This is a genomic window from Amycolatopsis halotolerans (assembly GCF_042647905.1).
GTDB lineage: Bacteria > Actinomycetota > Actinomycetes > Mycobacteriales > Pseudonocardiaceae > Amycolatopsis > Amycolatopsis halotolerans.
Genome location: NZ_JBHRWI010000074.1, coordinates 23,620 through 32,386, shown reverse-complemented (window position 1 = coordinate 32,386; position 8,767 = coordinate 23,620). Strand labels below are relative to the sequence as shown.

At 69.9% G+C, this 8,767-nt stretch carries 7 protein-coding genes; 1 reads left to right on the top strand and 6 read right to left on the bottom strand.

Going from position 1 to position 8,767, the window contains the following annotated elements:
* The first annotated feature begins 285 nt into the window (after positions 1–285).
* Positions 286–2,355 (top strand): HelD family protein, encoded by a 2,070-nt coding sequence (locus ACFORO_RS43580; RefSeq protein WP_377873900.1) that lies wholly within the window; start codon positions 286–288, stop codon positions 2,353–2,355.
* On the opposite strand, the gene ACFORO_RS43575 is transcribed toward ACFORO_RS43580, so the two are convergent.
* The 6 genes from ACFORO_RS43575 to ACFORO_RS43550 all read right to left on the bottom strand — a co-directional run bounded on the left by ACFORO_RS43575 (position 2,315) and on the right by ACFORO_RS43550 (position 8,727).
* A complete protein-coding gene (locus tag ACFORO_RS43575) occupies positions 2,315–2,812 on the bottom strand; it encodes a hypothetical protein (protein ID WP_377873901.1) in 498 nt (165 codons plus the stop codon). The two genes, ACFORO_RS43580 and ACFORO_RS43575, sit on opposite strands and share 41 nt — an antisense overlap.
* Before the next feature lie 165 nt (positions 2,813–2,977).
* On the bottom strand, positions 2,978–4,816 hold the full coding sequence (cysC, locus tag ACFORO_RS43570) for an adenylyl-sulfate kinase (RefSeq protein WP_377873902.1): 1,839 nt from the start codon (positions 4,814–4,816) through the stop codon (positions 2,978–2,980).
* Positions 4,816–5,727, bottom strand: a complete 912-nt coding sequence (gene cysD / locus ACFORO_RS43565) for a sulfate adenylyltransferase subunit CysD (protein WP_377873903.1) — start codon at positions 5,725–5,727, stop codon at positions 4,816–4,818. Before cysD ends, cysC begins: the two co-directional genes overlap by 1 nt.
* On the bottom strand, positions 5,724–7,010 hold the full coding sequence (locus ACFORO_RS43560; protein WP_377873904.1) for a condensation domain-containing protein: 1,287 nt from the start codon (positions 7,008–7,010) through the stop codon (positions 5,724–5,726). Before ACFORO_RS43560 ends, cysD begins: the two co-directional genes overlap by 4 nt.
* Positions 7,007–8,455, bottom strand: a complete 1,449-nt coding sequence (locus tag ACFORO_RS43555) for an AMP-binding protein (protein WP_377873905.1) — start codon at positions 8,453–8,455, stop codon at positions 7,007–7,009. The genes ACFORO_RS43560 and ACFORO_RS43555 overlap by 4 nt, the downstream gene beginning before the upstream one ends.
* Positions 8,452–8,727 carry a phosphopantetheine-binding protein gene (locus ACFORO_RS43550; protein ID WP_354742633.1) on the bottom strand — a complete coding sequence of 92 codons (276 nt, stop codon included), beginning with the start codon at positions 8,725–8,727 and terminating at the stop codon, positions 8,452–8,454. Before ACFORO_RS43550 ends, ACFORO_RS43555 begins: the two co-directional genes overlap by 4 nt.
* Positions 8,728–8,767: the final 40 nt, after the last annotated feature.

The following is an 8,767-nucleotide window of genomic DNA, read 5'->3' as shown; positions in this document are numbered from 1 at the left end:
CCACCACCGCCCAACCACGAGCCGCTTAAGTCCCAGGCATTGGACTCTGATTCCCTCAGGGTTCCCCTCACGGACCACTGGACCAGCGGAGGCTGCCGTCGCTGGCGGACGCGGTGCGGCGGGCGGCGAACCTGGCCAGCGCGAATCTCGCCCGGGTCCCGTCTTACGGGTCTGTGCGGCCTTGAGCCGCTCGGCTGACGCCGCGAGGAAAGACAAGACTGTTATTTCCTCGGAATGCCGCGCACCCTCGGTGCCATCGTTCACCCGACAGCGGGGAGTTCAGGGGTGCCGACCGAAAACGACGTCGATCGTGAGCTTGTTCTCGAGCAGGAGTACGTGACCGCCTTGTACGGCAGGCTCGACGCGTTGCGCGAGCAGGCGGCTAGCGGTTGCGAAAGCGAGGACCCGGAGGCGGCGGCGCGCTGGAAGGCGGAGTTGGCGCGCCTGGAGGCCGTCGAGGACGGGCTCTGCTTCGGGCGGCTCGAGATGCACGACGGGAGCCGGAGGTACATCGGCCGGGCGGGGTTGTTCCGGGACGGGGCGGACGAGCCGTTGCTGCTCGACTGGCGGGCCCCGGCGGCGCAGCCGTTCTACACCGCGACCATGGCGGAGGCGCACGGTGTTCGGGGGCGGCGGCGGATCACCACCCGCGGACGGGTCGTGACAGCGCTCGACGACGAGTTGCTCGATCCCGACGCCGCCGGGACCGGGGCTCTGGTCGGCGAGGCGGCGTTGATGGCGGACCGGACCGGGCGGATGGGCGACATCGTCACGACGCTGCAGGCCGAGCAGGACCGGATCGTCCGCGACGGGCACGCGGGAGTGCTGGTGGTGCAGGGCGGGCCGGGGACCGGGAAGACCGCGGTGGCGCTGCATCGGCTGGCGTATCTGATGTACACGCGTCCGCGGTTGCGCACGCGGGGTGTGCTGGTGATCGGGCCCAGCGACGTCTTTCTCGACTACATCGGGCAGGTGCTGCCGGGGCTGGGCGAGCACTCCGCGGTGACCGCGACGATCGCCCGGTTGCGGCCGGACGTCGAGGTCAGCCGGGTGGATCCGGCCGGGGTCGCGGAGGTCAAGGGACGGGCGGAGGCGGCCGATCGGATCGCCGCGGCGGTGTGGGGCCGGGCGGGTGCGTCCGGCGAGGCGGTCGAGGTGGAATTCGAGCACCAGGCGGTGAGGCTGGAGCGCTCCGAATGGCGGGGTGCGGCGGAGTTCGCTTCCGGCCGGGGGTTGCCGTACCAGCAGGCACGGTTGGTATTTCAGCAGCGGATGGTGGAACTTCTCGCGCGGAGGTTGGCCGATCGGCTGGAGAACGTGGTGTTCACCGAGAGCGGTGAGGCCATCGACGGCGGGAGCGCGGACGGTCGGCTCAGTGCGGCGGATCTGCGGGCATTGGCCGCGGCTGGGGTGGTGCTGGGGCCGGACCAGGACGACGGGCCTCGGCGGTTGCTGGACGAGGTTGACGTCGCTGACCTGTGCAAGGCGTTGCTGGCCGACGTCGCGGTGTGCGGGGTGCTGGACGACCTGTGGCCCGCGCTGACTGCGGAGGAGGTGGTGGCGGAGGTGTTCGGAGAACTGGGCAACGTCCAATCGGCGGATGAGGCGATCGGCGAAACCCGTGCGGGAAACGATGAGGCGCCGGGCTGGGGCTGGAGTGCGGCGGATATTCCGTTGCTGGACGAGGCTTCCGCGGTGCTCGGCGCATCAGCGCGGACGTTCGGGCACGTGGTGGTCGACGAGGCGCAGGAACTGTCCGCGATGGCGTGGCGGATGGTGATGCGGCGCTGTCCGGCCAAGTCGATGACGGTCGTCGGCGATCTCGCGCAGACCAGCGATCCGGCGGGGGCGACGTCGTGGGAGCAGGTGCTGGCGCCGCATGTGGCGGATCGCTGGCGGTTGGCGGAGTTGAGCGTCAATTACCGGACGCCGTCGGAGATCATGGCGGCTGCGGGCGAGGTGTTCGCTGCGCAGCACCCTGGGCTTCAGCCGCCGCGGTCTGTGCGGGCTGCTGGTGAATCGCCGTGGCGTCGGCAGGGCACGCTTGCCAAGGTCGGCGCTATTGCTGGTGAGCTGATCATTGCTCCGGCGTGTCATGTCGCGGCGTTGCGGGAGGGGTGCGCTGCGAGGGTGCTGACGCCTGGGGAGGCGAAGGGGCTGGAGTTCGATTCGGTGCTGATCGTCGATCCGGCCCGGATTCTCGACGCTCCCCTGGGCCGCAACGATCTCTACGTCGCGATGACGCGCGCGACGCGGCGGCTGGGGATCGTCCATTTCGGACCGGTGCCGGAGGAGCTGGCGGGGATCCGGGAGCTCAGGCGTCGAGTTCCTTCAGGGCGCGGGCCAGGCGCTTGATCATGGACCGGCCCTCGTCGACCTGGAGGCGGGCGAATTCGTAGCCGAGGACGCCTTCGCCGGTGATGCCGATCTGGCCGCGGAGCGCCTGCGCCACGCCGGAGTTCAGTTCGGGTTCCGAGACCCAGGCGAGCTGGTCGAGCGTCCACGACTGCAGCGGTTTCCCAGGTGCGGCCCGGACGATGCCGCCGACGGTGAACAGCGCGACGCGGTGCGAGGTGAGCGAAAAGACGAACCGGCCCGGCGTCGCGATCGGCACCTGCGGGGCTTCGGTCTGCCCGCGCCGCGCGGCGAGCGCCATCCCGGCCGCGCCCGCGAGCCCGGCGATGCCCGCCGCGCCGGCGACCATCGTCTTCCGCACGCCTCCCGTGCGAAACGCGACCAGCGCGTTCAGCACGCGCTCCCCCGGCACGAACTCGCCGGCGAGGCGGCTCTCGACCTTTTCCCGCAGCGTCACGATCCGCCGCCTTTCCCTGCTCGGCACTGGGTTCCGCCGGCGAGCACGACCTGGCGGTTCCTGGAGGCTATGCGCGCCGGATCGCGGTGGGTGACGGGATTTTCGCCGACAGGAGGGTTTCGCCGGTGCGCGGGCCGTCCACACCGGCGAGGCGGGCCGCAGCGATCACCGCGCCAGCCACTCCAGCAGGATCGCTGCCTGTGCGGAAGGAGCACCGTCGTCCGGGCGCAGGACGACGTCCGGGCTTCGGGGCACCTCGTACGGGTCGTCCACTCCGGTGAAGCCGACGATCTCGCCTCGCCGGGCCTTCGCGTACAGGCCCTTCGGGTCGCGGGCCGCGCAAGTCTCCAGCGGGGTGTCGACAAAGACCTCCACGAATCGCAAGCCTGCTTCCTCGTGACTGCGACGGACGGCGTCCCGGTCGGCGCGGTACGGGCTGATCAGCGTCACCACGGCCACGGTGCCCGCGTCGGCGAACAGCTTCGCGATCTCTCCGGTTCGGCGGACGTTCTCCTGGCGGTCTTCGGCGGAGAAGCCCAGCCCGGCGTTGACGCCGTGGCGCAGGTTGTCTCCGTCCAGCAGGTAGGCGGGGCGGCCGGAGGCGACCAGCCGACGCTCCAGCTCGGCGCCCACAGTGGACTTTCCCGACGCCGACAAACCGGTCAGCCACACGGTCATTCCCGAGGTGGCGCGCCTTGATCGGGTCACGGCTGGTTCGTGCCAGACGACGTCGGGCGCGGTTTCCGCCGGGCCGATGATCATTCCGGCGGCGACCGTTTTCTTGCTGACCTCGTCGACGAGCACGAAGCTGCCGGTGTCGCGGTTGCGGCGGTACGGGTCGAAGTGCAGCGGCTGTCGCGTGCGCAGCCGGATCCGGCCGATTTCGTTCAGGGACAGCGAATCGACGGCCTGGTCGCGGTGCAGGGTGTTGATGTCGAGGCGGTAGTCCAGCTGGCCGACGGTGGCGGGGACCTCGCGCGTCGTGTGGTGGACGGTGTATCGGGCGCCGACCGAAAGGGAGCTGTGTTCGGTCAGCCAGCAGACCATGGCGTCGACGTCGGCGGCGACATGCGGGCGGTTGTTCGGGCGGCAAATGAGGTCGCCGCGGACGATGTCGATCTCGTCGGACAGTTCGACGGTCACGGCTTGGCCTGCGAAGGCTTCTTCGATCGCGGTGCCGCCGGGGCCTCGGACGGCGGCGATGGTGGTGCCGAAGCCGGACGGCAGGACGGTGACCTCGTCGCCGGGTTTGAAGACGCCGCCTGCGATGGTGCCGGCGTAGCCGCGGAAGCCTTGGCCCTCGGCGAAACCGTGGGCGCGGATGACGTATTGCACCGGCAGGCGCGCGTCGATGAGGTTGCGGTCCGACGCGACGTGCACTTCTTCGAGCCGGTGCAGCAGCGCGGGGCCTTCGTACCAGGGCATTTCGGCGCTGCGGTTGACGATGTTGTCGCCATGCAGGGCGGAAACCGGCACGAAGGCCAGGTCGTGGACGTCCAGTTTCGCGGCGAAGCGGCGGAATTCTTCGACGATCTCGGCGAATCGTTCCTGCGCGTAGTCGACCAGGTCCATTTTGTTCACGCACACGATCAGGTGCGGGACGCCGAGCAGGCTGGCGATGAAGGCGTGCCGGCGCGACTGTTCCAGCACGCCTTTTTCCGCGTCGACGAGAATGAGCGCGACATCGGCGGTGGAGGCGCCGGTGACCATGTTGCGGGTGTATTGGATGTGGCCGGGAGTGTCGGCGATGATGAATTTCCGCCGTGGCGTGGCGAAATAGCGATAGGCGACGTCGATGGTGATGCCCTGTTCGCGTTCGGCGCGCAGGCCGTCGGTGAGCAGGGCCAGGTCGGTGTGGGCGTCGCCGCGTTGCGCGCTGGTGCGTTCGACGGCGGCGAGCTGGTCTTCGAAGATCGCTTTCGAGTCATACAGCAGCCGTCCGATCAGCGTCGACTTTCCGTCGTCGACGCTGCCCGCGGTGGCCAGCCGGACGAGGTGGCTCATCAGAAGTACCCCTCCTTCTTTCGGTCCTCCATGCCGGTTTCGGAGATCCGGTCGTCCGCGCGGGTGGCGCCGCGTTCGGTCACGCGGGTGGCGGCGACCTCGGCGACGACCGCCGCGGGAGTGGCCGCGGTCGATTCGACGCAGCCGGTGCAGGTGGCGTCGCCGACGGTGCGGAAGCGGACGGTCGCGGTGAACGGTTCTTCGTCGTCCGGGCGGCGGTGGAGGAAGCGGGTGTCGGCGAGCAGCATGCCGTCGCGGCGGACGACCGGGCGGCGGTGCGCGTAGTAGAGCGGCGGCAGGTCGATGTTCTCGGCCTCGATGTAGGTCCAGATGTCCAGTTCGGTCCAATTCGACAGCGGGAAGACCCGGATGTGCTCGCCTTTGCGGTGGCGGCCGTTGTACAGCCGCCAGAGTTCCGGCTGTTGATTGCGCGGGTCCCATTGGCCGAATTCGTCGCGGAAGCTGAATACGCGCTCCTTGGCGCGGGCTTTTTCCTCGTCGCGGCGCGCTCCCCCGAAAACGGCGTCGAGGCCTTGGTCGTTGATCGTCCGCAGCAAAGTTGTGGTCTGGAGCCGGTTTCGGCCCGCGCGCAGGTCTTCCGTGACGCGGCCGTTGTCGATGTCGTCCTGGACGCGGCCGACGACGAGCCGTACGCCGAGGCGGGCGACGACCTCGTCCCGGTACTCGATCACCTCGTCGAAGTTGTGGCCGGTGTCGATGTGCACGAGCGGGAACGGCACCGGCGCGGGCCAGAACGCCTTGCGCGCCAGGTGCAGCATCACCACGGAGTCCTTGCCGCCGGAGAACAGCAGCGCGGGGCGGGCGAAGGTGGCCGCGACCTCGCGGAAGATGTGCACGGCTTCGGCTTCGAGGGCTTGCGGATGGGTCAGTTCGTACGACGGCGCGGTCATCTGCGGGCCTCCAGCTGGTCGAGCAGGGTGCGCACGGGAAGGTCGAGGTCGCCCGAGACGAGCGACAGCGCGGTCAGCCATTGCTTCAGCACGGCATGCGCTTCGTCGGCGGTGAAGTAGTCGGTGGCGTAGTCGGCTCGGACCTGCCAGCTTTTCCCGTCCGCGACCACATACTGCAGCCAGTCAAACTTCGCCGCCGCGCCCGCGACGTACACCCGTTCGCAGCGCAGGCCCGGAAGCTCGAGGTGGCTCGGCGCCTCGTCGAGGACCAAGCAGATCCGGCCCAGGTGCGAACCGGACAGCACTCCGCGCTCACGCGTGACGCCTCCGCCGAGCAGCGCATACGGCACGTTTCGGTGCCGCAATACCGCTAAAGACGTGCGTTTCGCGGCGGCGCAGACCTGGCCGACCGTGGCGTCGGCGGAAACCTGGTAGCGCACCGGCAGCAGATCGGTCAGGCAGCCGATCACGTCGTCGAGGTCCGGGTCGCCGCGGCGGGACATGGGGGTGCCGAGGACGATGTCGTCGTCGTTCACCGCCGCCGCGACAAAAGCCAGGCAGACGCTCATCAGCACGTTCGCGGTAGTGCGCAGGGAACGGGCGGCTGAGCGCACCGCGTCGCTCAGTTCGGCGGGGACGGTGCCGCGGACACAGGCGCACTCGGTTCCCCGTCGAGCAGGCAGTTGGCGCGGGTGCGGCGGCAGTTGGGACATCGCGCGGGCGCCGTCGAGATATGAGGACCAGAAGGCGAGGTCTTCGTCCGAGATCCCGGCCGCGCGCTGACGGACTGCGTGCTCTCCCAGGGTAAAAGCCGGGGCGTCGACGACTTGTTCCGCATACAGCGCGGACAATTCGCGGTCGATCAGCACCAGCGAGGCGTCGTCCACGATGACGTGGTGGATCTGCAGCAGCAGGACGTATTCGTCCGGCCCGTAGTCGTACAGCGTCATCCGCGCCGGTGCCGACGTCAGGTCCAGCGGTCGCTGCCCAGCGCGGCGCAGCACCTCGTGCAGGTCTCCCCCGGGCCATGGCAGCCGTTCGAAAGGCAGGGCGCCGACCGGATCGATGAGCTGGATCGGGCCGGTCTCGTCGAGGGCGAACCTCGTGCGGAACGCGGCGTTCCGGCCCACCAGGGCCCGCAGCGCGCGTTCCAGCGCCGGGACGTCAAGGGGGCCGGAAACCCGCTGGGCCCAGGTCTCGAGAAACGGCGACGGGCGGCCCGCGAACTGGTCGGCGATCCAGATCGCTTCCTGTTCGAAGGTCTGCGGAAAGACGTCCGTCATCGGCTCTCCAGCGCGGACAGGTCGACTTTGCCGTTCTCCCGCCGGGGCAGTTCCTCGACCAGTTCGAATCTCGTCGGGACCGCGTAGGCGGGAAGCAGCGCGCCGAGTTCCTTGCGTGCCTCTTGCGGGGACAGCCGGGCGCCGTCGGCCAGGGTGTAGACCAGGGCGATCTGCGCGACCCGGCCGTCCGCGTCCGTCCGGGCGACCGCGGCGCAGGTGCGGATCCGCGGGACGGCGGCCGCGGCGGCCTCGACGTCGCCGAGTTCGATGCGGTTGCCGTTGAGCTTGACCTGCCGGTCCCGGCGGCCGCGGTAGTGCAGGATTCCGGCAGCGTCCAGCAATCCGACGTCGCCGGTGCGGTACGCCCCCGGTCGCGGGAACCGTTCGCGCGACAGCCGTTCGTCGCCGAGATATCCCAGCGCGACTCCGGAACCGAGCGCGACGATCTCGCCCGGTTCGCCGGCGGGCGCGGGGGAACCGTCGTCGCGCAGGATGACGACCTCGGTCCCCGGCACCGGGACACCGGCCGGGATTCCGCCGGGAACGTCCACATCGGACGGCCGCATCCGGTGCACGGTCGTCAGCATCCCGTTCTCCGCCGGGCCGAAACCGTTCCAGAGCGGGATCTCCGGGAAGCGGTCGAGGAAGATCCCGACGTGCCGGGGCGATTGTTTCTCGCCGCCGACGTAAAGCTCCCGGACGCCTTTGAAAGCATCGAGATCCTCGTCGACGATCAGGTTGAACAGCGAGGTCGTCAGCCAGACCGTGTCCACGCCTTCCTCGGCGACGAGATCGCGCAACCGGCTCGGCATCAGGTGGCTCTCCTCGACCACCACTGACGTACCGCCGGTCGTCAGCTGACCCCACAGCTCGAACGCGTACATGTCCCAGGCCCCCGGCGCGACCTGCGGCGTGACATGTCCGGGCCCGAAGCCCGGCAGGCCGTCCGGGCCGAACATCCTGGTCACGGCGCGATGCGGCACCAGAACGCCCTTGGGGACGCCGGTGCTGCCGGAGGTGAAGAACACCATCGCGATGTCTTCCGGGCCGGACAGCACCGGTGCGGCCTGGGCGCCCGAGGCGAGCTCGGCCAGCGGCACCGGCTCAAGCGGGCAGGTAATGTCCAAGCCAACCCCCGGACGGCCGACCACTACCGGATCGTCCAGCTGCGCCAGGATCGACGCGATCCGGCTTTCCGGCCAGCGCGGGTCGAGCACCGCGTAGCCTGCCCCGGCCATCAGCACGCCGAGCTGGACGGCGATCAGCTGCGCACCGCGCGGCAGCACCAGCGGGACGATGTCGCCCGGCCGCACCCCTTCCGAGGACAGCCGATGCGCCACGGCTTTCCCCGCCGCGACCAGGGTCCGGTAGCTGACCCGTTCATCGCCGTGCACGAGCGCGGTCGCGTCGCCGGCGTGCCGGGCCACCGCGGCGTGCACGCTCACGGCGCGCCCTGCCGGATCTGCTCGACGAAATCGGCCAGCTCGTCGTGTTCGAGCAGCACCGTCGGGTCGAGCCGGCAGCCGATCTTGCCCGCGATGCGGGCGCAGATCCGGATCGCCGCGAGCGATCCGCCGCCGAGGTCGTAGAAACTGTCGCGCCTGCCGACCAGGTCGACGTCCAGCACCGCCGCCATGATCGCGGCGACGCGCTCCTCCAGTTCGTCGGCGGGATGTTCGTACTCCGCGGGCGACAGGGCAACACGGCTTTCGGGCACGGGAACTCCTCTTCGCAGCACTTTCGGGGCAAAACGCGAG